This is a genomic window from Pseudomonas sp. 8_5_2 (assembly GCF_059295255.1).
The window spans coordinates 3701995-3726286 of sequence record NZ_CM181238.1 but is presented as its reverse complement, the minus strand read 5'-3'; the positions used below and the strand labels follow the sequence as shown (position 1 = coordinate 3726286).

Genomic DNA, 24292 nt, shown 5'->3' with positions numbered 1-24292 from the left:
CCTATGGCAAAACAAGTAATCAGCCTTGGCAGTGCGCCGAGCGGTGCGGGCGGCGACGATCGCCGTAGCGCCTGGCTCAAAGCAATTGCAAATTTTGACGAAATCTATTCTTTCATTGCAAGCGGGTATCAGAAAGGAAACATCGTTGGCACGGTCGCTATGGCTGCAGGAGTGCCAAGTGGCTCGATATTGCAACGGGGAAGTAACGCAAACGGCGAGTATGTAAGATTTGCCGATGGGACGCAGGTGTGCTGGTCTATAGGGCGTGTCACCAATAACGCACCTGCAAGCGGCTATGGTGATGTCAATGTGATATTTCCTATTGCGTTTCCTAGTACGTCTTATGTTGTGTTAGCTAGCGGTCAGCCGCTCAATCATTGGGATATGTACGGCTTTCTTTCGGCTGCAAATCAATCTGTAACTGGTTGTATGCTTCGATTTAGAAATGGCCCTAGCGGCGCCCAACAGTTTAGTGTCAATTATATTGTTATCGGGCGGTGGTATTGATGAAGATTAAGTTGTCTCCCGTATATTTTGATGCGCAGCCTATGAGCGTTTTTACGCAGGGTGACAGCCTCGTTATTAACGGTCTGACTTTAGATTTCAGTCAGCTGCCGGAAGGGGCAACCCTTCCGGCACAAGCCACTTCCTGCCCTTGGCTGATAAGCCCAATAGAGCGAGTTGGCGGCGAGCTGGTTGTAACCCTGTTGCTGCCGATCCCTGAAAATGCCTCTCAGGCGGCAAGGTTTCCGTCTGACATTGTTTCAACTGGCGGTGGTCGCATCTCACTTCCAATCCCTGACGCTGAAGCTCCGCCACCATTTCAGGGTTACGCCGCGATCGATTGGGGCCAGTTGATCACCCAGCAGGACAAAGCCCAGGCGGCTGAGCAGGAGTTGGCTGCAACTGCAGTGTCTGAGATAGCACAGCGGCGAATGGAGGCTGATATGAGAATTGCCCCGCTGCAGGACGCAGTTGAATTGGACGAAGCCACCGAGGCCGAAACTGCCTCTCTCAGAGAATGGAAGCGTTACCGCATCGCTTTAAGTCGCCTGCCCGAACAGCCGGGTTATCCATTATCGATTGAATGGCCGGCCCTACCAGCCTGAGCCAAAGCGCTACCGAAAACCCGACCGCCGCCTGGCGGTATTTTTTTGCCTGGAGAAAACCCATGCCTTTCATCGTCATCGACACCACAAACGACTACAACCCAATCAACAAGCGCCAATTCGCTACTGAGGGCGAGGCCGAAACAGCTGCAACCCAGGAGCTGCAGAGCAACCCCAGGGTTGTCCTGTCCACTGCGAAGGTACTCAAGGTCTTCAAGGCCGAAGTCACCGTGACGGCCCAGGAGCCTTCCGAGGTCGAGCCACAAACGCAGGTGGAGGAGCCGGCATGAATGGCGCACCCCGCGGCGTCCGGAACAACAACCCCGGGAACATCGACTTCAACCAGCGCAATGCCTGGCAGGGCCAACTCGGCATAGAGGTGGGCGTGGCCAAGCCGCGCTTCGCGCGCTTCGATCATCCTGAAAACGGCATTCGCGCCCTGGGCAAGCTGCTGATCAACTACCGGGGAAAGGACGGCATGCCCGGCGTGGGTGGGAAGGGCATCGATACCGTGCTCGAAACCATAAACCGCTGGGCGCCGAGCAACGAGAACGACACCCAAGCGTACGCTTTAGCCGTAGCCAAGCGTCTGGGCGTACGCACTACCGACCCGATCAACATTAAGGACCCGGACACGATTCGCGGGATGGTGCTCAGCATTATCATCCACGAGAACGGCGGTAACCCCTATCCGTCGGCAATCATTGATGAGGGCGTGCGGAGGGCGCTGGTGTGAAGGGTTGGGCGATATTGGCTGTTGCTGTGCTGCTGGCGTCCCACTGGGGCGCCTACCAGCATGGCCGCTCGGTAGAGCGGGCAGAAGCCGGCCAGGCATCGGCTGAACGAGACAGCGGTGACCGCTTGGCTGAGGTTATCGGCGAGCGCGGCGCCCGCCAAGAGGAACAAAGGCGCGCCAAGGCGCAGGAGGAGGCGAGAGCCCATGCCCAGGAAGAAAGAACGATTGCTGATGCTGGCGCTGCTGGCGCCGATGCTGCTGGCCAGCGGTTGCGCAGTGAAGCCACCCAGCTCGTTGCCAGCGTCGGTTGCCCCAGCACGGATACCGCCGCTATCGCCAGAGGCGAGACAGCCACCCGCGCCTCCATGGTGCTTTCCGACCTGCTCACACGGGCTGATGCTCGAGCGGGAGAGCTGGCGAAAGCTTATGACCAAGCCCGAATAGCCGGCCTGCTCTGCGAAGCGTCCTATAATGCGCTCATCAAATGATCGAGAGCGGTCAATGGACAAGTGCACCTTCACTGGCATGGTCGAGGCCGGCGAGCCGCTGATTCAGCAGGCTGTCGACGCCATGCGGGAGTATCACCAAGCGCAGGACCGCGGGGCGCCGTCGGAAGAGATCGAGCGGTTGCGACTGTTGGCTGAGTCGCTGTGCGAGGCGGTATCGGATTACCAACTCCGGGTGATTGCAACGGTGCGGGGCAAGAAGCTCCCACCGCTGCATTGATCCGCTGACCGGCGATTGCCTGACGTCGACTCCGTCTATACGATACTGTATCGATATACAGCAATTGGTGTCCTATGTATTTCCTCCTCGTGCGCCGCCGCGTGAATGGTGTGGCCATCCCTTCGAGTCAGCTTGGGAAGATCGCACCTCTGCGGGCCGACATCCACATCGGCGACCACCACAGCGAGCCACTGGGCCGAGTGGCCACCCAGGCTTGGGTGTTTAACCCGACGCCTGGGCCGGACGTAATTCCGCGGCTGCATGATGCCAAGGTAAACGGCATGGCCCAGCTTGGGATTAACATCAACGGGGTTGAGGACATCGACGGTGTGCTCTATGCGCAGTCGTGGTGGTGCAGGTCAAAATGATGGTCGGCATACCGACCGCCTGGCTGGCTGAGCTGAATGACCAGTCGGCCTTGGTGGCCGATCCCGATGGCAGGGCTGCGGTGCTCGCCGAGCTTGCGATGTCTGCGCACCGACGCAGCGACGTTGACGCCGACCAGTTGGCGGACATGCTGGAATTCGCCGAGGCCGGTCGTATGTGGGCATTGGAACATGAGCTTTCAGACGCCGCTTTCAGTGTCGATCAAGTGTCATAGCTCGTCCTCGATCAACTCGCCCCCTCGTCACCTATCCGCGCAGCCCGCGCAACTGTACTGACCCAGTTGGTGCGGATTTCCGTTTGGATAGGACCTCTTGCTAGCGATCACGCGGAGCTATCTCGGCACACCACGGCGTCCCAGTCGATCCACTCAGCCTGAACATCTGCCAAGTAGGTGCTCCGAACATTAGACGTCCCCATGCGGAGGGGCTCACCCTTTGGCAATCAGGCTAGATCAGATCTTCAATAGCCTCGCTTAGCGCATCGACCGTACAGGGTTTTGCGATAAACCGGGCATTATCGGGGAGAAAGCCAGGCTCAACCACCCAGTGGGCTGAAACAATGATCACCGGTAGTTCCGGACGGGTGGACCACACGGCCTTGGCGAGATCCACTCCATCCATTTTGCCTGGCATCCGAACGTCTGTGATGACCAGCTCGAGAGACGCGGCCTGGCTTAGGTGCGCAAATGCCTCATCAGCGTTAGCGCACTGGGTCACTGTGTGGCCTAAGTGCGTAACGACCTCGGCCATCAACCAGCGCAGCACATCGTCATCCTCCACAATCAACACCGCTGAGCCCATGGTCCGACCCTCTCCTGATAACTACATTAGTAAGCCCTTATAACAGGGAGTTCCAACAGGCTCACCGAAGGTTGACCGGCCGTTTCTTTGCCAGCGATGCTAATGCGCTAATCTGTCCAAGACGCGACGGGAGTCAGTGAGTGCTATGAGACTTTATCAGTTTATTGAAAGCAGCATGGAGCAGATACTCCAGGCCTGGGAGGATTTTGCGCGGTCCGTCGAAACAGACCCTCCCGTTCAGGATGCCGAAAGACTCCGAAATCACGCTGAAAAAATCTTGCGTACCGTCGCTGCCGACATGCGGACGGCTCAGAGTGATGTTCAACAGGTCGAGAAGGCGCAGGGCAGGGGACCCGGAGAGGCCAGCGACAGCGCTGCTGAAACCCATGCTATCACTCGTCTGATCGCTGGTTTTACCATGGATCAGATGGTATCCGAATACCGAGCATTGCGGTCCAGCGTGCTGACGCTTTGGCTTAAGCAAGAAATCATGGATCAGCGTTATCACATTGACGACATGATCCGCTTTAATGAGGCGATAGACCAAGCGCTCGTTGAATCGATAGCCGCCTACGGAAAAGCGGTGGAGACTACGAGGAAAAGGGTACTAGGTGTGTTGGGGCATGACCTTCGTTCCCCGCTGGGCGCAGTTATGATGGCTGGCGATTTGCTAGTCCGCCAGCTGGGGGATAATCAGAAAGGCAAAATGCTTGCCGCGCAGGTTTGCACTAGCGCTCGCAGAGCCAACGCGATGGTGCATGATCTACTGGATCTCGCGCGGTGCAATCTGGGCGCAGGCATTCCGGTTCAGCTCGAACGCACCGATCTGAATACTGTCTGTCGTTCGGTAGTAGAAGAGATGCGCGTAGCATTTCCGCTGTGTCACATCGATTACCGCGAAGCCGCACAAGTCAAAGGTTTATATGATCCTGCACGGATGGCTCAGGTGTTCTCTAACCTCATAGGCAACGCCCTTCGTCATGGAAACCCATCGCTGCCGGTGGTTGTGACCATCCTTAAGGACGCCGATGGCCCCCGTGTCAGCGTACACAATTCTGGGGAGCCCATTCCTCCAGAAGCAATGATTAATCTCTTCAAGCCGGAAGGCCGATATTCTGAGTACGCTCATAATGAAAGTGGCCCTTCTGCAGGTCTGGGCCTAGGGCTGTTCATCGCCGCAGAGATCGTCACCAACCATGGCGGTAAGATTGCGGTGCAGTCAACGGCCGAATCAGGGACCACCTTTGAAGTGATCCTAAGCGGCTCCGCAGACTTGGCCCCTCCTAAAACCTAATACCCGCAATTTTCTGGCACACCGCTGTTGATCGAACAGCCCAGCTCTTGGTGAAACCGTTCTTCATCGGACGGATGGCGAGTTTGCCACGTTTTAATATAGAGCCACGGCAGCAGAAAGGTCTAAAGCGCCATCACGCCCGATTCACTTAATCCCTTAAGATTACGTGGCACGGGATAGCGATTTTGAGCTGATAATTAAGCGAAAATCGATTCCAAAACCGAAGCGGCGGCCTTTGCGGTATGCGGCCTGTAGCCGGGCCGTTTCGTCTTTGTTGTGGAATCGATTTCGCCGCTGCCGCCGCAGGGATCGGGCGCTCATACCACGGTCTTGAAAACCGTCGACGGTGTTACGGATGCACCCCCAGGTAGATCACGTGCGGCCACAGGGTCCAGGCAAGCAAGATGGCGCCCAACGCCCAAACAAGAAAGCGCTGCTTAGGGGCGACACACGCAGTGACAGCGAACCACAGCGAAATCGCAACCAGCGCGATGATCATGTTCATGAAAGCTCCTTACAACGAGCGCAGACCGGTTCTCGGTACACTCTTCTCGTAAGAAGCCATTCGGATAGGTTGGTCGAATTCTTTACTCAGTTCTGAAAATAAATTTCAGTCGAGCTCATGGGGGAGAATTTAGCTGTATGCACGTACAGCTCATCTCGTACCAATTTTTGTACCAATGGCTGGGTTTTCCAGTGGGAAGCAGTGTGTGGGGGTGGGCTGGAAGGCCCGTAAATACGGACTTTGCTCACTTTCGAAAACTCGGCAGACCCCGAAAAACATCTGTGGAGTATGGCCCAAACGGTGTCGAATGCCTTATGACTAAAGGGCGCAAGGTGAAGGATATTTAATCCTGGCCTGAAATACCCGCCGGATCGGGACCGCGCAGCGGCCCCTTTTGCCGGGCTCAGGCATGCATCAGCGAGAGCTCGCTGATGATGCAGATCGAACCGTCATCAGCCGGTGTGGTATCGGTGTAGTCGAGCTGGTTGTACACCCCGCCATGAAACTCGAACAACTGCGGCGCCCAGGTGCTGTCCAGTTGCAGGTCGCCAGACGCGCCAGACACGCCGTTGCAACTGGCCGTGACGTTGACCACACCTGCGGCCGTGACATGGATGCTGACCTTGAACGCTGCCCCCAGCGCTACGCCTTTCAGCACCGTGGAGTTCACCGGATCGGCCTGGTTGTAGATGCGCCGAAACCCCAAGGTGATATTGCCCTTGTTCCAGAACACCTTCACTGGCGGGCCGTCGTCCCCGCGCACGTGCATCTGGGCGATGACCACCTTCTGCGCTGCATTGACCTTGGTCAGCGTCATGGTCTGGCGATTCCAGTGGTCGCGGGCGCTGGACAGTGTCCAGCCTTGCGTTTCCGTCCACTCGCAGCGAGTCCTGTGCGTGCTTTTGCTGGAAGCGCCTTTGGTGGGGGCAGAGAACTGGATCGAGCCATCGCCGAGCACCTTGACGATGCCAGGAAACCGCACGACCGCTTCGGCACCGTTGAGCTCGAGGGCTACAGGGTTGGTTGCGGATACGGCCACCGGGGTGGCGATGGTGAGTTTGCTGATGTCTACGGTCATGGGAGCTCCTTGCGAAATACGGAGGATGGACGACGAAATGTGCGAGCGGCCACGGACGGGCTGCGTTAGAAAAGTTAGCCGTACGCTAAATAATCGTCAATAGCCCGTAGCTAAAATAATTTCGCGTGGCGATAAATCGCCCGCTGGCAAATTTTCTGTTGATAGGGGCTTTACGCTGGTTTCGGCGGTGAGATAAGCTTTCCCTGGCTACTGTACAAATATACAGATATCAGGATGAGGCTATGTCATATCACATGAAGTCGGCGCCCGAGCTACGCCAGGAAATGACCGGTATAGAGCGGCTGAGTCTGCGGGTGTCGTCGATGATCAACCATCCGCTCGCACAGACACAGCGTTGGGTGCTGGTCCATCGCCTGGATACCGACGGTGATGCGGAGTGGGACGAGGTGATGGGCCTGCTGTCGGAAACGCCCGAACTGGACCTTACCTTCAACGACGATGACAGCGTCACGGTGCGCTGGCAGCGCAGCAGCGTAGAAGCGCGCGACGACGTTATCGTCGAGCAGGGCAGCGACCAAGGGGCGCCTTTCTGATCATCAGCAAAAGCCCGTCGGGTTGGCGGGCTTCGTACTAGACCAGGTGTGCATTCCACACCAGCAGCACCCTGGCCTGGATATACGTCTCTTCACGGCGAATCATGCGGTCCTTGTGGCGGGTATTATCGGAAATCATCTCGAAGTGATCCTCGTCCGCAATCTGCAGCCGCTTGATGTAGATATGGTCACCCCAGGAGAAGAAGTAGATCCCGTCACCCACGAACTCGCGGATACTCACGTCGACGATCAGCGGGTCGCGGTGCTTGATGGTCGGCTCCATCGACTGGCCCCAGCCGGTGACCATCTTCAGGTGATGGTGCTCGCTGAACGCCACGCCCAGTTCGCGCAGATGGCTTGGGCTGACCCGTACATCGGTGAACATCTCGGGGTAGTCGTGGGGGATCTGGCCGCCGCCCATGGCCGCCCTTACGTCGTAGTGCGCGATCCACACTTCGTCACCAACCAGACCGGGCCGAGCCCGCTCAGCCTTCACCAGGGCAGCGTCGCCCGGTTCCTCTGCGGCGGCCAGCAGCCTTTGTCGGGTTACCTCGGAAATGCCTTTGCCGCTTCTGGCCAGCATCTGTTTGACCAGGTCGGCGGCAGACAACTTGCTGTCGACCTCGATCACTGGCTGTGCCTGGCCGGCGGGCGTCATCGCGTCGAACCAGCCCCGCGGCAAGCCTTCGATGCCCTCGATGCGCCGCGCCACGTCATCGCCCAGGTTCTTGGCGGTCTTGTCCGAGAGGATCTGGCTGAGGTGCGCAGGCGCCATTCCCCAGCGCTCTGCGCAGAGTCCCTTGCGCTGGCTGCCGATCAGCTTCACCAGGTTGTGCTTGCGAATTTCGTAGATATCCATAGGTGGAAGCATGCCAGTGTTTAGCTCGTTGCTAAATGGGCGCAAAGCTAAAATGGTGGTTGTGGTGAAATTAGCTGTAGGCTAAATTAAACCTGCAAACAAGGAAAGCCATCGAGACATTTTTCTCCAGGGCTGCTGACATCATCATGCGCAAAGAGGTTTACATGGACCCGACTGACCTCGGCCCGGGCACGGTTACTTGGCTGGGCGGTACAGGCACTGTGTTGCTGGGTGCATTTTTGTGGCTGCGCAAGTGGCTGTCGAGGGATGCCGCCGAGCGCGCGATGGACGCTGCGGATATCGCCGTGGTGCGCCGCCTCACTGAACTGCTCGATATCGAGCGCGACGCGCGTCGGGAGGCGCAAGCCAGGGCTGACCAGTTGGCCAGGGAGCGTAACGAGCTGGTGCTGACGGTGGGGCGGTTGCAGGGCAAGGTCGTGGCCTTGACCGGCCAGGTGAGCCGCAGTTCCCAGCCCTGAAGCCACGCCACCGGCTACCGGCAAGCAGCAAAAAAAAAGCCCGCCAGAGGGCGGGCCAGAAGGGCTTGGGGAGCAACACACAACAAATTCGGGTCAGGCAACCATAGTGCCTGGCTGCAACTGTTCAACCAATGCCTGGGCCGAGGCCAGGGTTGGCATCGGGCCGCTCACGGCTTCGCCGTTGCGCATCAGGTACCAGCACGCCAGCAGGCCCTGCTCACGCAATGAAACGGGGACAGCGCTGCCGACAACGGACATGATATGGATAGTGGCCATGGGGACCTCCTGTAGAACATGGCCCTACCATACGCAGCAGCCGGACGGGTTTGAAATCAACGCTGTCGATAGTGGTCATTAGTTCTATCAACCGTTACCAGCGCGGTGGGCCGTAGTACACCGGCGGCGGGCCATAGTAAGGGCGGTAGCCGGGCGGCGGTGGCGCCGGCGCGTAGTACGGCTGGTAGTACACCGGCTGGGGTGGCGGCTGCACGTACACGGGTGGCGGCGCGTAATAAACGGGCTGGCGCTCGACGTAGACGGTGCGGTCATGCCCACCATGAACCGTCGCCCCGACCACCGCGCCAACCACCGCCGCGCCCAGCAGAGGGCCCGGCCCATACCAACCACCACCGCCATGGCCGCCGCCGTGGGCGGCAGCAGGCCCGCTGATGGCCAGGGCACCGGCCAGCAGCAGGATTCCGGGAATGTGACGGTTCATGGAACAACCTCGCAGTAAACCCCACTCTCGGGGCCTCATTACTATGACTCCGGTCTCTGTAAGCTGAGCACAGGGGAACGGTAAAGGTTGTGTAAGGGACGACCAGCGGTTAGCTCTGTTAGGGTGAACAAACGATTCAGTCATGACAAAGGAGCAGGTTATGTCGACAACTCCCAGCAGGGACACGGTGCTGTGCATTTCCCTGGCGGGGCGCCCTGGCACTTTCGGTGTGCGCTTTCACAATCACCTGTACCAGCAGTTGGGCCTGGATTTCTACTACAAGGCCATGCGCACCGATGACCTGCCGGCGGCGATAGGGGGCATCCGCGCGCTGGGTATCCGCGGCTGTGGAGTCTCGATGCCTTACAAAGAAGCCTGCATGGCCCTGGTCGATGAAATCGACCCGTCTGCGGCGGCCATCGAGTCGGTCAATACCCTGGTCAACACCGATGGTCACCTGAAAGCCTACAACACTGATTACCTGGCAGTGCGCCAATTGCTGGCGCAACACCAGGTGGACCCCGGCACCGCTTTTGCCTTGCGCGGTAGTGGCGGTATGGCCAAGGCGGTGGCCAGCGCCTTGCGCGATGCGGGCTTCACCGAGGGCATCATTGTCGCGCGCAACGAACAGGCCGGGCGGCAGCTGGCGGATGTCTGCGGTTACCGTTGGGTGGCGGAGCTGGGTGACCGCTGCCCGCCAATGCTGATAAATGTGACACCGGTGGGAATGGCAGGCGGGCCGGAGGCTGACCAGCTGGCGTTTTGCGAAAACGCCATTGCCGCGGCGGAGCGGGTGTTCGACGTGGTGGCCATGCCGGCGCAGACACCGTTGATCCGCCGCGCGCAGGCGTTGCGCAAGCCGGTTATCACCGGGCTCGAGGTGATCGCGCTGCAGGCGCTGGAGCAGTTCGTGCTGTATACCGGGGTGCGGCCGACATCAGCGCAGGTAGATGCGGCGGTGGCCTACGCCCGGGATATCTGACTTACCCGAGCTGGCCCTGTCGCGGGCAAGCCTGAATGCCAGTCAGTTAAGGCTTGCCCGCGAAGTAGCCAGCGCTGGCAAAAACAGCCTCAGAATACCTTCTGCCCGTCATCCAGCTGCTGGTCGACCAACGCCCGGCCATGGGCCAGCGACACATGCTGGGCATTCTCAAGGTCGGAGAAGAACTTCATCGGCATCGACATGCGCTTGCTGGTGTGCCCGTCCGGCGCGGTGATAAGACAGCCCGCGGCATAGGGCAGGGGGGAGTCGGGATGGGGCATCACGCTGGCGGTGATGGTGTGCTTGCGGTATTCACAGTGAAGAGATTGCATCGTCCTTACCTCGCTGTGGCATGTGAAGCAGTTACCTTCATATACCACAGCAAGCGGCCGGGAGTTCCCGGGCCGACGAGCGAGCCGCGCTGACGCTTAGCCTTTGAGCTCGGTCGGCTGGATCACTTCGACCCAGTAACCATCCGGGTCCTTGACGAACGCCAGGTGGTTCATGCGCCCGTCCTGCAGGCGTTTCTGGAACGGCACGCCCAGTGCCTCGAAGCGTGCGCAGGCTTCGCGCACGTCAGGTACCGAAATGCAGATGTGGCCGAAACCGCGCGGGTCGGTGTTGCCGTTGTGATAGGCAAACTCGGCATCGTTTTCGGTGCCGTGGTTGTGGGTCAGTTCCAGCACGCCGGGGATCGATTTCATCCACTGGTGGCGTGCGGCGTCATCGGCGGGGATCTGCGCCGGGTCGACCAGGGCCAGGAAGTACAGGCTGAAGGCGGCTTCGGCGAAGTCGCGCTTGTCCACCAGGCGGAAGCCCAGCACGCGGGTGTAGAAGTCCAGGGACTTCTCGATGTCCTTGACCCGCAGCATGGTGTGGTTGAAGACGAACTGGGCGGTGGCGGTATCCGGTTGTGCGGTGACACCCGGCAGGGTTTGCAGATCGTGCAGGCTCATGGGAACTCCTGAGGCAGGGCCGGGCGCAGGGCACCGGCAAAACAGACAGGCTGGCCATGATACGGCAGTGCGCCGATTGCGCAAACGAAAGCGCCCTGCACAAGGCAGGGCGCTGGAATTAGAGGCCCGCATGTGCGGGCGCGTGGGGTCGCTAGTCCTTTAGCTGTCTCGATACTGAGCCAGCCGTTGTGAAAAAAGTGTGAAGCCCATGTGCATGTTTCATCAGCGTACCCAGCTTTCTACGGTGGCGCCCCCGTACTCTTCCTTCCAGGCCTTGAGCCCGCGGTGGTTGCCACCCTTGGTCTCGATCCGCTCGCCGGTGTGCGGGTTCTGGTAAACCTTCACCACGCGCGGGCGGCGCTGTTGCTTGGGCGCTGCGCTGGGGGCCCGGCTGACCGCCTTCGGGTCGAGGATGGCGATGATATCGCGCAGGCTCTTGTCATAGCTTTTCATCAGGCCGACTAGTTTCTGCTCGAATTCGATTTCGCGTTTGAGGCCGGCATCCTTTTTAAGCGTTTCCAGTTGCGCCATCTGTTCCTGGAGCGCTTTCTCGGCAGCACGAAACTCTGCAAGTCTGGACACTGTATTCACTCCTGTACGTCAGTCGTGGCAGGGCGTGACGAACATTGAAGAAGCATAAAAAAACGCCGGCCACGCGGGTGGGTTACGCTGTTCGCTGATACCGAGTGTAGTCATTCATCGGTACTGGGTAAACTGCTAACTTTTTGCAAGTAGGGTGGGAACTTTCCTAGTTTTGCGGGCGGTAACTTTCGGAATTTCGCGGCATCACCCACGGGCGGATCTAGACCATGGTCCAATTGCCCGTGGCAGACGCCTTGCGCGACAATTTCAGATAATGGCCGGCGAATGTTCGGCCCTGTCGCAGTTCCGTGGCCAGCGTGTGCCACAGGTTGTTAACTCGCCCTTGATTCTGGATGTTTCCTCGCATGTTTGCCCCTTTTCCTCTCGCCCCCGGGCGTCGTGTTGCCGGCCTGTTCCTGTTGTGTGCCGGCGTCAATGCCCAGGCTGCCGGTTTTCTTCAAGACAGCACTGCCAAGGTCGAAGCACGCAATGTCTATTTCAACCGGGATTTCCGAGACGGCCATAGCAGTTCCAGCCAAGGCGCTTCCAAGCGCGAAGAGTGGGCGCAAGGCTTCATCCTCAATGTGCAGTCTGGTTTTACCCAGGGGCCGATAGGTTTTGGCGTGGATGCGCTGGGCATGTTCGGCTTCAAACTCGACTCCAGCCCCGGCGACAGTAACAGCGGCCTGTTGCCGTCCTCCGGGCACGACCCACGCCACTCCGCCGACCAGTACGCAAAGATGGGCCTTGCCGCCAAGATCAAGGTTTCCAGCACCGTGCTCAAATACGGCGCAATGATGCCGGATATGCCGCTGGTCAAGTATAACGACGGTCGTCTGCTGCCGACCATGTTCCACGGCGCCATGCTAACCTCCGAAGAACTGCATGACCTGAAGTTCACCCTGGGGCGCCTGGACAAATACACTGCTCGGGACTCCACCGACCGCCAGGACATTCGCGTGCATTGCAAGAACAAGCGCTATGCCTGCGATACCGAGGCCGACCACTTCGACCTGGCCGGGGTCGATTACCGCTTCAACGAGCGCTTCAGTGCCCAGTACCAGGTGGCCAAGCTGGAGAATATCTACCGTCAGCACTTCCTCGGCCTGGTGGCCAGCCAGCCATTGGCGGTGGGTAGCCTGTCGGCCGACCTGCGTGTGATCAAGAGTGACGATATCGGCAATGCCCGCGCCGGTGCAATCGACCACCGTGCCTTCAGCGGCATGCTTGGCTACAGCCTGGGCGGCCACAAGCTCAGTGCAGGCTGGCAGCGCATGTATGGCGACAGCGCCATGCCTTACCTGGACGGCAGCAACCCGTACCTGGTCAACTACGCTCAGGTCAACGACTTCGCTGCCGCCCAGGAGCGCTCCTGGCAAGTGCGCTATGACTATGACTTCAAGGCACTGGGTGTACCCGGCCTCACCTTCTTTACCCGCTATATCAACGGTGACCATATTCAGGTGCCGGGCAGCAGCGCCGAAGGCAAAGAATGGGAGCGCGACACCGAGTTCAAGTACCAGGTGCAAAGTGGCACGTTCAAGGACGTCAGTGTGCGCCTGCGAAACTCCACTTATCGCAGCAACTATGAAAAGTGGGCGCGGGACATGGACGAAACCCGAGTGATCGTCAGCTACAACTTCTCGATCCTGTAACCGGGCGCTTTGCCAAATACCGGCAGCCGCCTGACAATGGCGGCTGGTTCTGGAAGGGCAGGGCAATGAAAGACCTGTTGTTGATCGGCATCGGCCCGGGTGACCCGCGGCAGATTACTTATGAGGCAGTCGATGCGCTGCGCAAGGCCAGCGTGTTCTTCGTGCTCGACAAGGGCCCTGACAAGGACGAACTGGTGGGCCTGCGCAAGGCCATCCTGCAACGCTACCGACCAGAGGGCGGCTATCGCCTGATACAGGTGGCCGACCCGTCGCGCGATGGCCAGGCGGCTGACTATCTGGCCGCTGTGCAGGGCTGGCACCGCCAACGTGCGGCGCTGTATGCCCAGCTGATCGATCAGGAGGTCGGCGCCGGCGAAACCGGCGCCTTTCTGCTGTGGGGCGAGCCAGGCCTGTATGACAGCACCTTGCGCATCCTCGACCTGGTCCGCGAACGCGGGGTATCGCTGCGCTTGCAGGTTATCCCTGGCATCAGCAGCCTGCAGGCCTTGGCGGCGCGCCATCAGGTACCGCTAAACCGTATCGGCGAGCCGCTGGTCGTGCTGCCCGGGCGGCGCCTGGCCGGGCTGGGGGCTATCGACAATGTGGTGGTCATGCTCGACGGGCAGTGTGCCTTTGCGCAGCTGGATGACCCGGCGTTGGTGATCTACTGGGGCGCGTATCTGGGGACCGCGGATGAACTGCTGATTGCCGGGCCGTTGCAGGGGGTGAAGGCGCAGATCCTGGCCGTGCGCGAGCGGGAGCGGCAGCGCAAGGGGTGGATCATGGATACCTACCTGCTTCGCAGGGAGCTGTAAGCGTTGTTCCCAGTCCCCGCGAAGCAGGCGGCACCGTTGTTACGGTGCGCCCAGAATCGCCACCACCTTGTCGCGCAACTGGTCGATGCTGAACGGCTTGCCGATCAGGTGCATGCCTTCGGGCACATTCAGGTTTTCGGCATAACCGCTGGCAAACAGCACCGGCAGCAGCGGGCGCAGCTCGCGCGCTTTGTGCGCCAGTTCTTCGCCGGGCATGTCCGGCAAGCCGACGTCGGTCATCATCAACTCCAGCGACTGGGCCGGGTCTTCGAGAACCGTCAGCGCGGCATTAGCGTCTGCCGCCTCGATGACCGCGTAGCCCAATTCGTCGAGCACTTCGACCATCAGCATACGTACGATGTCGTCGTCTTCGACTACCAGAAGGGGCATGGTTGGGATCCTGTGCAAAATGAATGTCTTTAATCTGTGCACCGCATGGCAGCAGAAGTTCCCGAGGATACCGATCCCTGCAATCAGATGGAACGATTGGCGCCTGCCACCTTCAAATACTGGCTAAATGCCCCGCCAGACCCGTCAAAGCTGGTTAGACTCGCTTAACAGGACGGCAGTGGCAGATAACAATAACGATTGATCGGCCACACTTTTCAATGGACTTTTCTTGCTCGGGCGTTTTCACATGATTCAAGCAGCCTCGATAGACCAGCGTAGCTTTCGCAAGCTGTTGAGCCGCAACATCGGCTTGCCCTTGGGCGTGGGCCTGCTGGGGGCCGTGGCGTTTGTCGCGGTCATCAACTACCTGCTTTCGGCCATGCAGTGGGTCGAACACACCGACCGGGTGATCGGCAATGCCAACGAAACGGTCAAGCTGTCGATCGACATGGAGACCGGCATGCGCGGGTTTCTGATTACCGGGGACGAGAGTTTTCTTGACCCGTACGAAGTAGCCAAGCCGCGCATTTTCAGCAGCCTGCACGGCCTGCGCGGCATGGTTGAAGACAACCCGCAGCAGGTCGACCGCATCGACCGGCTGATTGCGCTGCAGCAGGCCTGGAATGATTTCGGCAACGACATGATTGCCCTGCGCCGCAATGAAGGGCCCTATCGCGAACTGGTGGGCAATGGCCGCGGCAAACGCCTGACCGACGAAATTCGCAAGGAGTTCGACAGCTTCGTCACCACCGAGCAGCAGCTGCGCATGGCCCGCAACGACAAGGTCAGCAGCGTCACGGTAACCGCGATCTCTGCGTTCGTGCTGTTGATTGTGGGCCTCAGTGCGTTGCTGGCCTATCTGGGCCGTCGAGACCTGCTGGCGTTGTCCGAAAATTATGACCAGAACCTCAAGGCCCAGCAGCGCTCCGCCGAACGGCTGGAGCACCAGGCCTGGTTGCGTAATGGCCAGACTCAGCTGGCACAGCAGGTGCTGGGCCAGCTCACCCTGCCCATGCTGGGCGACAACATCCTGCGGTTTTTTGCGACATACCTGGGCAGTGTGGTCGGCGCGGTTTACGTGCGCGACGAGCATGGCCGCCTGGTGCGGGTAGCCTGCTATGGCCTGAGCGCCGAGGAGCAGGGGCGCGAGCAGGTGCTTGGTGACCATCATGGCCTGCTGGCACAGTCGGTGCGAGAGGGCCGCCTGCTGCGCCTGGAGGACCTGCCCGAGGATTACTACCAGCTCAGCTCCGGCTTGGGCAGCGGCCTGCCGCGCAGCGCGCTGTTGATGCCCGCCATCGAGGATGGGCAGATCAACGGCGTGGTCGAACTGGGCTTCCTGCGCCCGCTGCACGAACGCGACGATGAGCTCCTGGAGCGCGTCGCCGGCAACCTCGGCATGTCCATCGAAAGCGCTCGTTACCGTCAACGCCTGCAAGAGGTGCTGGCGGAGACTCAACAGCTCAACGAAGAGCTGCAAGTGCAGCAGGAAGAGCTGAAAACCGCCAACGAAGAGCTCGAAGAGCAATCGCGTGTGCTCAAGGAGTCCCAGGCCCACCTGGAAACCCAGCAGGCAGAGCTGGAGCAGACCAACGAGCAATTGTCCGAGCGCACCGAGGCCCTGGACCGCAAGAACGACGAGCTGGTCCAGGCCCAGGAGCAGTTGCAGGCGCGCGCCGACGAGTTGCAGCGCTCGAGCAAGTACAAGTCCGAGTTCCTCGCCAACATGTCCCATGAGCTGCGCACCCCGCTGAACAGCTCGCTGATCCTGGCCAAGCTGCTGGCAGAGAATGGCGACGGCAACCTCAGCGAAGAGCAGGTCAAGTTTGCCGAGTCCATCTATTCGGCCGGCAACGATTTGCTCAACCTCATCAATGACATCCTCGACATTGCCAAGGTCGAGGCAGGCAAGCTGGAGGTGCGGCCAGAGACCACCCAGGTCGAACGCCTGGTCGAAGGCCTGCGCGGCATGTTCGAGCCGCTGGCCGGGCAGAAGGGCCTGAGCTTCCAGGTGACAGCCGAGCCCAAGGTGCCAGCCACACTGTTCACCGACCGCCAGCGCCTGGAGCAGATCCTCAAGAACCTGCTGTCCAACGCCATCAAGTTCACCGAGCGTGGCCAGGTCAGCCTGAACATCGGCCACCAGCCAGGTACCGGTATCGTGTTTGAGGTGCGCGATTCCGGCATTGGTATCGCTGCCGACCAGCAACAGGCCATTTTCGGCGCCTTCCACCAGGTCGATGGCACCAGCAACCGCCGGTATGGCGGTACCGGCCTGGGGCTGTCGATCTCCCGCGACCTGGCCCATCTGCTGGGCGGGCAGATCAATGTGGACAGCAGCCCGGGCAAAGGCAGCGTGTTCAGCCTGATCCTGCCAGAACGCTACGAGACCGCCGGGCAAGACGTCGAGCCCCTGAGCCTGCGCCCGGCCGTGGATACCCTGCCACCCGCGCCGCAGTCGCCGGTGGCGATGGCGCCGAAACGCCCGGCGCTGGCCTTTGTCGATGACCGTGAGCGCGCGCCGTTCGATAACCGCTGCATCCTGGTGATCGAGGACGAGCCGAACTTTGCTCGCATCCTTTTCGACCTGGCCCACGAACTGGGTTACAGCTGCCTGGTAGCGCACAGCGCCGATGAAGGTTTCGAGCTGGCCGCCCAGTACATCCCCGATGCCATCCTGCTGGACATGCGCCTGCCCGACCATTCCGGCCTGACCGTGCTGCAGCGCCTGAAGGAGCAGGCCGGCACCCGGCACATTCCGGTGCATATCATTTCTGTCGAAGACCGGGTCGAGGCCGCCATGCACATGGGCGCCGTCGGCTACGCGGTCAAGCCCACCAGCCGTGAACAGCTCAAGGAAGTGTTCGCCCGCCTGGAGGCCAAGCTGACGCAGAAGCTCAAGCACATCCTGCTGGTGGAAGACGACGACCTGCAGCGCGAGAGCATTGCCCGCCTGATCGGCGACGACGACGTCGAGATCACCGCCGTGGCCATGGCCCAGGATGCCCTGGCGCTGCTGCGCGAGAACATCTACGACTGCATGATCATCGACCTCAAGCTGCCGGACATGCTCGGCAACGAGCTGCTCAAGCGCATGACCGCCGAAGATATCCGCGCCTTCCCGCCGGTGATCGTGTATACCGGGCGCAACCTGACCCGCGAAGAAGAAGCCGACCTGCTCAAGTACTCGCGGTCGATCATCATCAAGGGCGCGCGCTCACCGGAGCGCCTGCTCGATGAAGTGACGCTGTTCCTGCACAAGGTCGAATCGCAACTGTCCAACGAACGCCAGCGCATGCTCAAGACCGCACGCAGCCGCGACAAAGTGTTCGAGGGCCGCAAGATACTGCTGGTGGACGACGACGTGCGCAATATCTTCGCCCTGACCAGCGCCCTGGAGCACAAGGGCGCGATCGTCGAGATCGGCCGCAACGGCCGCGAGGCCATCGAGCGCCTGGAACAGCATGACGACATCGACCTGGTGCTGATGGATGTGATGATGCCGGAAATGGACGGTTTCGAGGCTACCCGCCTGATCCGCCAGCAACCGCGCTGGCGCAAGCTGCCGATCATCGCCGTGACCGCCAAGGCCATGAAGGATGACCAGCAGCGTTGCCTGCAGGCCGGTGCCAATGATTACCTCGCCAAACCGATCGACCTGGACCGCCTGTTCTCGTTGATCCGTGTATGGTTGCCGCAACTGGAGCGAATTTGACTAGCGAACGTAACACCGACATCGAAATCCGCTTGCTGATCGAGGCCATCTACCTCAAGTACAGCTACGATTTCCGCAATTATTCCGGCGCTTCGATCAAGCGCCGGATCCTGCATGCGCTGCGCCAGTTCGATTGTCTGACGGTGTCGGCGCTGCAGGAGCGCGTGCTGCACGACCCGGGCATGTTCATGCAGTTGCTGCAGTACCTGACGATTCCGGTCAGCGAGATGTTCCGCGATCCGGGCCACTTCCTGGCGCTGCGCAACGAGGTGGTGCCGCTGCTGCGCACCTGGCCATCGATCAAGGTGTGGATCGCCGGTTGCAGCACGGGCGAAGAGGTGTACTCGATGGCGATCCTGCTGCGTGAGGAAGGCCTGCTCGAGCGCACCATCATCTATGCCACCGACATCAACCCGCACTCGCTGGACAGGGCCAAGCAGGGCATCTACTCGATGCAGAGCATGCACGAGTATGCCGAAAACTATCGCCTTGCCGGCGGCCGCCGGGACTTTTCCGAGTACTACACGGCAGCCTATGGCAACGCCATCATGGACAGCACCCTGCGCGAGAACGTGACCTTCGCCGACCACAGCCTGGCCACCGACAGCGTGTTTTCCGAAACCCAGTTGGTGTCGTGCCGCAACGTGCTCATCTATTTCAACAAGGAGCTGCAGGATCGCGCCCTGGGCCTGTTCCACGAGTCGCTGTGCCACCGCGGCTTCCTGGTGTTGGGTAGCAAGGAATCGGTGGACTTTTCCGCCTACAGCGAGCGCTTCGAGCCGCTGGTCAAGCCCGAACGGATCTACCGCAAGTCATGAACGGTGTACGCGCGGTGGTGATCGGCGCCTCGGCGGGCGGGGTGGCGGCCCTGTTCACCGTGCTGGGCGCGCTGCCAGCCAATTTTGCCATCCCGCTGGTGTGCGTGCTGCACCTGCCCGATGACCGCCACAGCCAGCTGGCCGAGGTAATGCAACGCCGCTTGCGCCGGCCAGTGGTTGAAGCGCGCGACAAGCAAGCGCTATGCGGCGGGCAGATCTACGTGGCCGGGCCGGGCTACCACCTGTCTGTGGAACGCGATTTCAGCCTGTCGTTGAGCCAGGAGCCGGCGCTGCATTTCTCCAGGCCGGCGATCGATTACCTGTTCATATCCGCGGCCGATGCCTACGGCGCCGGCCTGCTTGGCGTGCTGCTCACAGGCGCCAATGAAGACGGTGCCCAAGGGCTTGCCTATATCAAGAACAATGGGGGCCGGACCATCGTCCAGGACCCCCGTGACGCACAGGTGGCGTTGATGCCCGAGGCCGCCCTGGCCCTGCACCAGCCCGACCATATTCTTTCTCTGAGTGGCATCGGGCAGTTGCTCGCGGCCCTGGAACCCAGCGCATGCTAAGCCCCACCATCGCCAAACTGCTGATCGTCGACGATCTGCCGGAAAATCTGCTGGCCCTCGCCGCCCTGATCCAGGGCGAGGACCGCGAGGTGCACCAGGCCCAGTCTGCCGAAGCCGCGTTGTCGCTGTTGCTCGAACACGAGTTCGCCTTGGCCATTCTCGACGTGCAGATGCCAGGCATGAACGGCTTCGAGCTGGCCGAACTGATGCGTGGCACGGAAAAGACCCGCAATATACCCATCGTCTTCGTCACCGCCGCCGGGCGCGAGATGAACTATGCCTTCAAGGGCTACGAAAGCGGCGCGGTGGACTTCCTGCACAAGCCGCTGGAGACCATGGCGGTCAAGAGCAAGGTGTCGGTGTTCGTCGACCTGTTCCGCCAGCGCAAAGTGCTCGACCGCCAGTTGCAGGCGCTGGAACGCAGCCGCCAGGAGCAGGAGCTGCTGCTGGCCCAGCTGCAGACGGCGCGGGGCGAACTGGAGCATGCCGTGCGCATGCGCGACGATTTCATGTCGATTGTGTCCCATGAGGTGCGCACCCCGCTCAATGGCCTGATCCTGGAAACCCAGCTGCGCAAGCTGCACCTGTCGCGGGGCAATCTGGAGGCGTTCATGCCTGAAAAGCTGCAGGCCATGGTCGAGCGCGACGAGCGGCAGATCAACAGCCTGATCAGGTTGATCGAGGACATGCTGGACGTTTCGCGCATCCGCACCGGCAAGTTATCGTTGCGGCCAAAAGTGTTCGACCTCAGCCAGCTGGTTGGCGGGCTTGTGGAAAACTTCACTGCCCAGGCCGCGGCGCTGGACACGCACATCGCCATTCAGCGCTGCGAGCCGCTGCGCGGTGAGTGGGACGAATTCCGGATTGAGCAAGTGGTGGCCAACCTGTTGTCCAATGCATTGCGATACGGTGAACGCCAGCCGGTGCACGTGCGCGTGTTCCGCCAGGACGACCAGGCCTGCGTACAGGTGCAGGACCACGGCATCGGTATCTGCGCGGCCAACCAGCAGCGGATCTTCCAGCAGTTCGAGCGGGTCGCGACGCAGCAGGCCAGCGGCGGGTTGGGCCTGGGGCTGTATATTTCGGAACAGATCGTCAACGCCCACGGCGGGCGGATACTGGTTGAAAGTGAAGTGGGTAAAGGGGCCACCTTCACCTTGCAATTGCCGCTGGCGACACGTGAACAACAAAACGACCAGGCTCGGGCAACCTCTGCGTAAGCCTGGGGTCTGATGGCCAACTGTAAGAATTTCAAGGCGTTAACATGAGTGAAGATGCACAAGACGTGGTGCTGGTGGTCGAGGACGAACCAGCGATCCGGATGATTTTGCGTGATTACCTGTCAGGCGAGGGCTACCACGTGCTGGTGGCGGAAGATGGCGAACAGGCATTTGCCATTCTGGCGAGCAAGCCGCACCTGGACCTGATGGTGACGGATTTTCGCTTGCCGGGTGGCATCTCCGGCGTGGAGATTGCGGAACCTGCGGTGAAGCTGCGACCGGACCTGAAGGTGATCTTCATCAGCGGTTATCCGGCCGAAATTCTCGAGTCCGGCAGCCCGATCGCCCGCACGGCGCCGATCCTGGCCAAGCCGTTTGACCTGGATACCTTGCATGAGAAGATTCAGGATCTGTTGCGCTGATCGCGGGTGAAGCCCAGACGGGGATCGCATAAGGGCTGACAGGTGCTTGCCACAACGTTTTCAGCGCCTATGAGATCGAGCGCCGCGCGCGCGGCGCTCGATCTCATAGGCGCTGAATATGTCTAGGCGAACACTTGTCAGCCCTGATGCAACCCCCGCATCAGCAGCGGTCCGGCGATCCGATTTACCCGCGAAAAGACCGGAACAGGCTAGCCCAGGGTCCGCTCCAGCCCCCCCACCAGCATGCTCTCCATCAACCCCACCCCCTGCTCCTCGGGCAGTGCCCTGAACAACCCCGGCAACTGGTTCAGCAGCGTCGCCACCACATGCGCCGTGGCCACCCAGGCCTCGCCCTGCAATTTCGCCTGTGGCGCAATCAACCGCAGCAACCCCGCCTCATAACGCGCACGCAACAAGCCCAGGTGCGCCTGCTGAGCTGCGCTCAGGCAACAGAAGTCCCGCTCTGCCAGGCGAAACTGCAGCGGCCGCTCGGCATGCAACTGCCAGTGTGCGGCAATCAGGCAGCTCAACGCCGACGCCCCACGGGCCATGGCCCGACGGCCCTGGTCCAAGGTCGCCTGCAGTTCCTCGAACAATTCCTCGATCAGGTCGTACAGCAGGTCCTGCTTGCTCGGGAAGTGGTGGTACAGCGAGCCGGCGGTCAGCCCCACATGGGCCGCCAGCTCGCGCATGCTCACCTGGCCAAAGCCCTTTTCGGCGAATAGCGCCATGGCCCGGTCGCGTCGCTCCTCGAAGTTGGCACAGCGCATTGCGGCATTGACCGGCGGCATGGTGCCTGCTCCTCAATAGGTGAAGAAACCGCGGCCGCTCTTGCGCCCCAGCCAACCGGCCGCGACCATTTCCTTGAGCAGCGGGGCAGGGCGGTACTTGCTGTCGTTGAAGCCTTCATGGAAGGCCTCCATGATCGCCAGCAAGGTATCCAGGCCGATCAGGTCAGCCAGGGCCAGCGGGCCGATCGGCTGGTTGCAGCCCAGGCGCATGCCGGTGTCGATGTCCTCGGCACTGGCCAGGCCTTCCTGGCGCACGAAGATCGCTTCGTTGATCATCGGCACCAGAATGCGGTTGACCACGAAGCCTGGGCGGTTGCCTGCGGTGATCGGGGTCTTGCCGACTTTTTCGGTTACCAGCAGCGCCTGGGCGTAGGTGCTGTCGCTGGTCTGCAGGCCGCGAATGATCTCGACCAGCGCCATCATCGGCACCGGGTTGAAGAAGTGCACGCCAATGAAACGCTCGGGGTGCTCGATGCTGGCGGCCAGCTGGGTGACCGACAGCGACGACGTGTTGGTGGCGATCAGGCAGTCGGCGGCAACGTTGGCCGCCACCTGCTGCAGGATGCGCTGCTTGAGCTGCAGGTTCTCGCTGGCCGCTTCGATCACCAGCTGCGCGCTGCCGAGCTGGGTGTAGTCGGTGCTGGTGCGGATCCTCGCCTTGGCCGCAGTGGCCTTGTCGGCGTCGAGCGTGCCTTTGTTGACCTGGCGCTCGAGGTTCTTGCTCAAGGTGGCCATGCCACGCTCCAGTGCTGCGTCGGACACATCCACCAGCAGCACCTGGTAGCCCGCTGCCGCGCAGACCTGGGCAATACCGTTGCCCATGGTGCCGGCGCCGATCACGGCGATCTGTTCAATGCTCATTTCTCAGGTTCCCTCAGACGCGCTCGAAGACCACGGCGATGCCTTGGCCGCCGCCGATGCACATGGTGGCCAGCGCGTAGCGGCCCTGGATGCGCTGCAGTTCATGGATGGCCTTGGTGGCGATGATCGCACCGGTGGCCCCCACCGGGTGGCCCAGGGAAATGCCCGAGCCGTTGGGGTTGACCTTTTCCGGGTCGAAGCCCAGTTCGCGGGCCACGGCGCAGGCCTGGGCGGCGAAGGCTTCGTTGGATTCGATCACGTCCAGGTCCTGCACCTTCAGGCCGGTCTTTTCCAGCACCTTGCGGGTGGCCGGGATCGGGCCCAGGCCCATCAGCTCGGGTTCGACCCCGGCATGCGCGTAGCCCACCAGGCGTGCCAGCGGCTTCAGGCCGAGCCGGCGTACCGCGTCACCCGTGGCCAGCACCAGGCCGGCCGCGCCATCGTTGATGCCGCTGGCGTTGCCGGCGGTGACGCTGCCGTCTTTCTTGAACACCGGCTTCATGCCGGCCAGTTGTTCGGCGGTCACATCGCCACGCACATGCTCGTCGACACTGAACTGCACGCTGCCCTTGCGGGTTTTCAGCTCCACAGGGACGATCTGGCTGGCGAAACGGCCTTCGGCGATGGCCCGGGCGGCCCGTTGCTGGCTGCTCAGGGCCAGTTCGTCCTGCATCGCGCGGGTAATGCCATGCTTGGCCGCCACGTTTTCGGCGGTGATGCCCATGTGGAAGTGTTCGAACGGGTCATGCAGGACGCCGACGGTGTAGTCGATGCCTTGCAGGTCACCCATGCGTGCGCCCCAGCGCGCCTGCGGCAGCAGGTAGGGGCCACGGCTCATGGATTCGGCGCCGGCCGCCACGGCCACGTCGGTATCACCCAGCAGCAGGCCCTGGGCGGCCGAGACGATGGCTTGCAGGCCCGAGCCGCACAGGCGGTTGACGTTGAAAGCGGGGGTTTCCTTGGGGATGCCGGCGTTCATCGCCGCTACCCGGGCCAGGTAGGCGTCCCGTGGCTCGGTCGGGATCACCGTGCCCATTACCAGGTGGCCGACCTGCTCGGCGGCCACGCCCGAGCGCTCGATGGCGGCACGGGTAATGGTGCTGGCCAGGTCGGCCAGGGGCAGGTCCTTGAGAGAACCGCCAAAGCCACCAATGGCTGAACGGACGGCACTGACGACATAGATTTCTGGGCTGCTCATGGAGGCTCCGATTGCGAAGGCATGGCGGGACCGGGGCAGGCTCTGCGAGAATGGCCGGCGGTCCCGGAGT

General features: G+C 61.1%; 32 protein-coding genes. 19 read left to right on the top strand and 13 right to left on the bottom strand.

Translation table 11 applies throughout. The features are described from left to right. Window positions 1-3: 3 nt before the first annotated feature. From AC5O5R_RS17105 to AC5O5R_RS17070, 8 genes are all read left to right on the top strand, one after another. Complete coding sequence (locus AC5O5R_RS17105) at window positions 4-507, top strand: gp53-like domain-containing protein (protein WP_494514560.1); 504 nt, start codon at window positions 4-6, stop codon at window positions 505-507. Continuing rightward, complete coding sequence (locus tag AC5O5R_RS17100; protein ID WP_494514559.1) at window positions 507-1109, top strand: tail fiber assembly protein; 603 nt, start codon at window positions 507-509, stop codon at window positions 1107-1109. Before AC5O5R_RS17105 ends, AC5O5R_RS17100 begins: the two co-directional genes overlap by 1 nt. 62 nt (window positions 1110-1171) lie before the next feature. Then, window positions 1172-1399, top strand: coding sequence for a hypothetical protein (locus AC5O5R_RS17095; RefSeq protein ID WP_494514558.1), 228 nt, complete (start codon window positions 1172-1174; stop codon window positions 1397-1399). Then, complete coding sequence (locus AC5O5R_RS17090; RefSeq protein ID WP_494514557.1) at window positions 1396-1845, top strand: structural protein P5; 450 nt, start codon at window positions 1396-1398, stop codon at window positions 1843-1845. The genes AC5O5R_RS17095 and AC5O5R_RS17090 overlap by 4 nt, the downstream gene beginning before the upstream one ends. After that, window positions 1842-2333 (top strand): DUF2514 domain-containing protein, encoded by a 492-nt coding sequence (locus tag AC5O5R_RS17085; RefSeq protein ID WP_494514556.1) that lies wholly within the window; start codon window positions 1842-1844, stop codon window positions 2331-2333. Before AC5O5R_RS17090 ends, AC5O5R_RS17085 begins: the two co-directional genes overlap by 4 nt. Before the next feature lie 13 nt (window positions 2334-2346). After that, a complete protein-coding gene (locus AC5O5R_RS17080; RefSeq protein ID WP_494514555.1) occupies window positions 2347-2571 on the top strand; it encodes a hypothetical protein in 225 nt (74 codons plus the stop codon). Between the two features lie 74 nt (window positions 2572-2645). Then, window positions 2646-2939: a hypothetical protein gene (locus AC5O5R_RS17075; RefSeq protein ID WP_494514554.1), complete on the top strand. Its 294-nt coding sequence runs from the start codon at window positions 2646-2648 to the stop codon at window positions 2937-2939. Further along, window positions 2936-3172: a hypothetical protein gene (locus AC5O5R_RS17070; RefSeq protein WP_494514553.1), complete on the top strand. Its 237-nt coding sequence runs from the start codon at window positions 2936-2938 to the stop codon at window positions 3170-3172. Before AC5O5R_RS17075 ends, AC5O5R_RS17070 begins: the two co-directional genes overlap by 4 nt. Window positions 3173-3404: 232 nt before the next feature. Here AC5O5R_RS17070 and AC5O5R_RS17065 read toward each other — a convergent pair whose 3' ends face one another. Next, window positions 3405-3758 carry a response regulator gene (locus tag AC5O5R_RS17065; protein ID WP_494514552.1) on the bottom strand — a complete coding sequence of 118 codons (354 nt, stop codon included), beginning with the start codon at window positions 3756-3758 and terminating at the stop codon, window positions 3405-3407. Between the two features lie 145 nt (window positions 3759-3903). Here AC5O5R_RS17065 and AC5O5R_RS17060 point away from each other — a divergent pair, with 145 nt between their 5' ends. Further along, entirely contained in the window at window positions 3904-5052 is a 1149-nt protein-coding gene (locus tag AC5O5R_RS17060; protein ID WP_494514551.1) for an ATP-binding protein, read from the top strand. A 349-nt stretch (window positions 5053-5401) separates the two neighbouring features. On the opposite strand, the gene AC5O5R_RS17055 is transcribed toward AC5O5R_RS17060, so the two are convergent. Next, entirely contained in the window at window positions 5402-5557 is a 156-nt protein-coding gene (locus AC5O5R_RS17055) for a hypothetical protein (RefSeq protein ID WP_494514550.1), read from the bottom strand. A 403-nt stretch (window positions 5558-5960) separates the two neighbouring features. Next, entirely contained in the window at window positions 5961-6635 is a 675-nt protein-coding gene (locus AC5O5R_RS17050; RefSeq protein ID WP_494514549.1) for a polysaccharide lyase family 7 protein, read from the bottom strand. A gap of 242 nt (window positions 6636-6877) precedes the next feature. Between AC5O5R_RS17050 and AC5O5R_RS17045 the strand changes: the two genes are divergently transcribed. Beyond that, on the top strand, window positions 6878-7189 hold the full coding sequence (locus tag AC5O5R_RS17045; protein ID WP_172230372.1) for a DUF1654 domain-containing protein: 312 nt from the start codon (window positions 6878-6880) through the stop codon (window positions 7187-7189). A gap of 37 nt (window positions 7190-7226) precedes the next feature. On the opposite strand, the gene AC5O5R_RS17040 is transcribed toward AC5O5R_RS17045, so the two are convergent. After that, a complete protein-coding gene (locus AC5O5R_RS17040) occupies window positions 7227-8048 on the bottom strand; it encodes a S24 family peptidase (protein WP_172230414.1) in 822 nt (273 codons plus the stop codon). Window positions 8049-8212: 164 nt separating this feature from the next. On the opposite strand from AC5O5R_RS17040, the gene AC5O5R_RS17035 reads away from it, so the two are divergent. Next, on the top strand, window positions 8213-8527 hold the full coding sequence (locus tag AC5O5R_RS17035; RefSeq protein ID WP_172230374.1) for a chemotaxis protein: 315 nt from the start codon (window positions 8213-8215) through the stop codon (window positions 8525-8527). A gap of 93 nt (window positions 8528-8620) precedes the next feature. Here the strand turns inward: AC5O5R_RS17035 and AC5O5R_RS17030 are convergent, their stop codons facing one another. Further along, on the bottom strand, window positions 8621-8803 hold the full coding sequence (locus AC5O5R_RS17030) for a hypothetical protein (RefSeq protein ID WP_172230376.1): 183 nt from the start codon (window positions 8801-8803) through the stop codon (window positions 8621-8623). Window positions 8804-8897: 94 nt separating this feature from the next. Continuing rightward, entirely contained in the window at window positions 8898-9245 is a 348-nt protein-coding gene (locus tag AC5O5R_RS17025; RefSeq protein WP_494514548.1) for a hypothetical protein, read from the bottom strand. Window positions 9246-9405: 160 nt separating this feature from the next. On the opposite strand from AC5O5R_RS17025, the gene AC5O5R_RS17020 reads away from it, so the two are divergent. Next, window positions 9406-10227, top strand: coding sequence for a shikimate 5-dehydrogenase (locus AC5O5R_RS17020; protein WP_494511238.1), 822 nt, complete (start codon window positions 9406-9408; stop codon window positions 10225-10227). 89 nt (window positions 10228-10316) lie between these two features. Here AC5O5R_RS17020 and AC5O5R_RS17015 read toward each other — a convergent pair whose 3' ends face one another. The 3 genes from AC5O5R_RS17015 to AC5O5R_RS17005 all read right to left on the bottom strand — a co-directional run bounded on the left by AC5O5R_RS17015 (window position 10317) and on the right by AC5O5R_RS17005 (window position 11765). Further along, complete coding sequence (locus AC5O5R_RS17015; protein WP_172230400.1) at window positions 10317-10559, bottom strand: hypothetical protein; 243 nt, start codon at window positions 10557-10559, stop codon at window positions 10317-10319. Between the two features lie 96 nt (window positions 10560-10655). Then, a complete protein-coding gene (gene gloA / locus AC5O5R_RS17010) occupies window positions 10656-11183 on the bottom strand; it encodes a lactoylglutathione lyase (protein ID WP_172230403.1) in 528 nt (175 codons plus the stop codon). Between the two features lie 222 nt (window positions 11184-11405). Continuing rightward, a complete protein-coding gene (locus tag AC5O5R_RS17005) occupies window positions 11406-11765 on the bottom strand; it encodes a histone-like nucleoid-structuring protein, MvaT/MvaU family (RefSeq protein WP_172230408.1) in 360 nt (119 codons plus the stop codon). 365 nt (window positions 11766-12130) lie between these two features. On the opposite strand from AC5O5R_RS17005, the gene AC5O5R_RS17000 reads away from it, so the two are divergent. Continuing rightward, complete coding sequence (locus AC5O5R_RS17000) at window positions 12131-13420, top strand: OprD family porin (protein ID WP_494514547.1); 1290 nt, start codon at window positions 12131-12133, stop codon at window positions 13418-13420. A 65-nt stretch (window positions 13421-13485) separates the two neighbouring features. Continuing rightward, entirely contained in the window at window positions 13486-14235 is a 750-nt protein-coding gene (cobF, locus tag AC5O5R_RS16995) for a precorrin-6A synthase (deacetylating) (RefSeq protein WP_494514546.1), read from the top strand. 39 nt (window positions 14236-14274) lie between these two features. Here cobF and AC5O5R_RS16990 read toward each other — a convergent pair whose 3' ends face one another. After that, the gene (locus tag AC5O5R_RS16990) at window positions 14275-14625 is read right to left on the bottom strand and encodes a response regulator (RefSeq protein WP_172224694.1); all 351 of its coding nucleotides are present in this window, start codon (window positions 14623-14625) and stop codon (window positions 14275-14277) included. A gap of 247 nt (window positions 14626-14872) precedes the next feature. Between AC5O5R_RS16990 and AC5O5R_RS16985 the strand changes: the two genes are divergently transcribed. The 5 genes from AC5O5R_RS16985 to AC5O5R_RS16965 are packed head-to-tail and all read left to right on the top strand — an operon-like array spanning window position 14873 to window position 21372. Then, the gene (locus tag AC5O5R_RS16985; protein ID WP_494514545.1) at window positions 14873-18340 is read left to right on the top strand and encodes a response regulator; all 3468 of its coding nucleotides are present in this window, start codon (window positions 14873-14875) and stop codon (window positions 18338-18340) included. Next, window positions 18337-19158, top strand: coding sequence for a CheR family methyltransferase (locus tag AC5O5R_RS16980; RefSeq protein WP_172224700.1), 822 nt, complete (start codon window positions 18337-18339; stop codon window positions 19156-19158). Before AC5O5R_RS16985 ends, AC5O5R_RS16980 begins: the two co-directional genes overlap by 4 nt. Then, window positions 19155-19730: a chemotaxis protein CheB gene (locus tag AC5O5R_RS16975; RefSeq protein ID WP_172224703.1), complete on the top strand. Its 576-nt coding sequence runs from the start codon at window positions 19155-19157 to the stop codon at window positions 19728-19730. Before AC5O5R_RS16980 ends, AC5O5R_RS16975 begins: the two co-directional genes overlap by 4 nt. Beyond that, window positions 19724-20950, top strand: a complete 1227-nt coding sequence (locus tag AC5O5R_RS16970; RefSeq protein WP_172224706.1) for a hybrid sensor histidine kinase/response regulator — start codon at window positions 19724-19726, stop codon at window positions 20948-20950. The genes AC5O5R_RS16975 and AC5O5R_RS16970 overlap by 7 nt, the downstream gene beginning before the upstream one ends. A 44-nt stretch (window positions 20951-20994) precedes the next feature. Next, window positions 20995-21372, top strand: coding sequence for a response regulator (locus AC5O5R_RS16965; RefSeq protein ID WP_172224709.1), 378 nt, complete (start codon window positions 20995-20997; stop codon window positions 21370-21372). 209 nt (window positions 21373-21581) lie between these two features. On the opposite strand, the gene AC5O5R_RS16960 is transcribed toward AC5O5R_RS16965, so the two are convergent. From AC5O5R_RS16960 to AC5O5R_RS16950, 3 genes are read right to left on the bottom strand one after another with little or no spacing between them, the layout of a single operon-like run. Further along, a complete protein-coding gene (locus AC5O5R_RS16960) occupies window positions 21582-22163 on the bottom strand; it encodes a TetR/AcrR family transcriptional regulator (protein WP_172224712.1) in 582 nt (193 codons plus the stop codon). A gap of 12 nt (window positions 22164-22175) precedes the next feature. Continuing rightward, window positions 22176-23024, bottom strand: a complete 849-nt coding sequence (locus AC5O5R_RS16955; RefSeq protein WP_172224715.1) for a 3-hydroxybutyryl-CoA dehydrogenase — start codon at window positions 23022-23024, stop codon at window positions 22176-22178. Window positions 23025-23037: 13 nt separating this feature from the next. After that, complete coding sequence (locus AC5O5R_RS16950) at window positions 23038-24222, bottom strand: acetyl-CoA C-acyltransferase family protein (RefSeq protein WP_172224718.1); 1185 nt, start codon at window positions 24220-24222, stop codon at window positions 23038-23040. Between the last annotated feature and the right edge of the window lie 70 nt (window positions 24223-24292).